The sequence below is a fragment of the Xanthomonas cissicola genome, from assembly GCF_008801575.1.
In the GTDB taxonomy this organism is placed as follows: domain Bacteria; phylum Pseudomonadota; class Gammaproteobacteria; order Xanthomonadales; family Xanthomonadaceae; genus Xanthomonas; species Xanthomonas cissicola.
On record NZ_VZPL01000173.1, the window covers coordinates 1 to 2,139 of the forward strand.

1 protein-coding gene is annotated in these 2,139 nt (G+C 57.8%); it reads left to right on the forward strand.

The features are described from left to right. The first annotated feature begins 410 nt into the window (after positions 1 to 410). Positions 411 to 1,811: a site-specific integrase gene (locus F7R02_RS25080; RefSeq protein ID WP_078589955.1), complete on the forward strand. Its 1,401-nt coding sequence runs from the start codon at positions 411 to 413 to the stop codon at positions 1,809 to 1,811. The last annotated feature ends 328 nt before the right edge of the window (positions 1,812 to 2,139 follow it).

The window sequence follows — 2,139 nt, forward strand, 5'->3', positions numbered from 1 at the left end:
AACGCGAACGAAACAACTCATCGGCAGGCAACTGCTCGGCGGCAGGACGGCGTGTACGCATGGGCGAAAACTGCCAGAAACCAGTTCGTAGAGTAACGAAAACTGGCAATTCCAGCACACCTAAAACGCAGGTTAAGCCTTGCAATGGATGCAGCCTGGGGGTTTTTCAGGGGCGACTATTTACTGCAAACAGTACAGAATTGACTGCGATAAATCGACACGAATTCCCTCGCAACCCTTGGTTTATAAAGGTTTCCGCCAGGTAACGGATTAGCGAATCTGGAGGGCATCCCAGAGGGGACACCCTGACGCCTAAGGACTGCGCCGACACCGCAGATTTTTGTATCGCCCCCGTTGACGAATTTTCGTCCTGTCATATCCCTACTTCCATCTTTCGATGGAAGTGACCCATGACCAGCACCCCCTCCGCAGCACTCAACGATTACGTCGCCTCGCCGTTCGGCCTCCTGCATTTGGAAGGCATCCACATCGGACGGTTCCGCATTGACCGCGCCATCATCCGAGGCCGGGAAGCCGCTATCAACCTGCAGGAATGCATCCTCGCTGCGCTCGACGAAACCGGACGGAAGAGCGGTCTGAAGAACAGCACGCGCTATCCCGCTCAGCTGCCCATGGGCACTCCGTCGCGTCCTCTGGCCAAGGAGATCGAGGATCATCTGGAGGACATGCGTCGCCGGCAACTGGAACCCAAAACCATCCAGTCCACCGAGCGCACGTTGAAGCTACTGCTTCTCACCTGCGGCAACATCTCGGCGGCTCGAGTGGACTATTACCACATCCAGGCGCTCTGGAAACTGCTGCGCTGGGCCCCAAGGAACTTGGTGTCGGATCCACTGCTGAAGGACCTCTCCTTTGACGAGGCAATCGCCCTGGGGAAAGAGCAAGACGTGCCGCCGCTGGCCCCGGCCACAGAAGAGCGCCACAGGCGCTTCTTGGTCGCCTTCTTCAATCACCTGGTGAACGGGCAAGCCATCGACTTGTCACCGATGAAGGCGTTTCGGAAGCCCAAGGAAGATCACACCATCAACCCCGACAAGGCGATCCGCTTGTTCGAGGACGCAGACCTGCAAGCCATTTTTGACCCCGCAACCTTCATCCCCTGGGCCAAGAAGCCGCAGTATTGGTGGGCACCGATGATCGGCTTGTATACCGGTGCCAGGGTCAACGAAGTCTGCCAGCTGAAGTTGAGCGACATCATTGAGGAACGCGGGGTGTGGTGCATCGCTTTCCAGAAGACGTTGGACCAAGACTTGGCCGCAGACCCGAAGCGACGGCGGCGCAGCCGGCAAAGCATGAAAGGCGCGGGCTGTATGCGCATCATCCCCATCGCCAAGCCGCTCCTGGAGGCAGGCTTCCTCGAGTTCGTGGAGGACATGAAGGAAACGGGCCATCCTCGACTGTTCCCGCTGCTCTCTGCTGGTGTGAACCGCACGACGGGGGAAACCAATGCGCGTTACAGCCAACAGTTCGTGGTTGACTTTGGGCGTTACCTGAAGAGCCTGGGCTTCCCCAAGGGCATCGGGTTCCATGCCTTCCGCCACACGCTGGCGACGGAACTCGATGTCAACGACGTTCCAGAGAAGGAGATCGCCTTGGTCACCGGCCACAGCACCGATCCACGGGACCGGGTCCAGGTGCTGCGCAGGCACTACCTCCACAAGAAGCCGCAGGTGACGCGCAGCAAGCAGATCAACGCCTTGGAGCTCTATCAGCCCAACGTGGACTTGCCGCGCTACCAGCCGGGCCAGTTCGCTTCGCAGCTGTCTGATACATCTAGGTTTCACCCGTGAGGCTTGACTATCCAGAAAACCTGTTATAATAGCCTGTTATAACTATTCGAGCCACACGGAAGTGGCAGTCAATCCATACAAGAGCATTGCCCTAGACCACTCGAGGATCCGCAGTTCGCTTGAGTGCCTAGGGTGTGAAGACCTTCACCAAGTTCAGCAGAACGGTGGGAAACTGATACAGCACAGCGGAACATATGATGGGGGTTCACCCCCGTTTTCACGGACACTTACAAGAAGGCCGATCAAGGCCATGAGGAGTGTTCATGTCAAAGCGCAGGAAGTTCACTGCCGAGTTCAAGCGTGGCGCGGTTGAGCAGGCCAGCCAGCC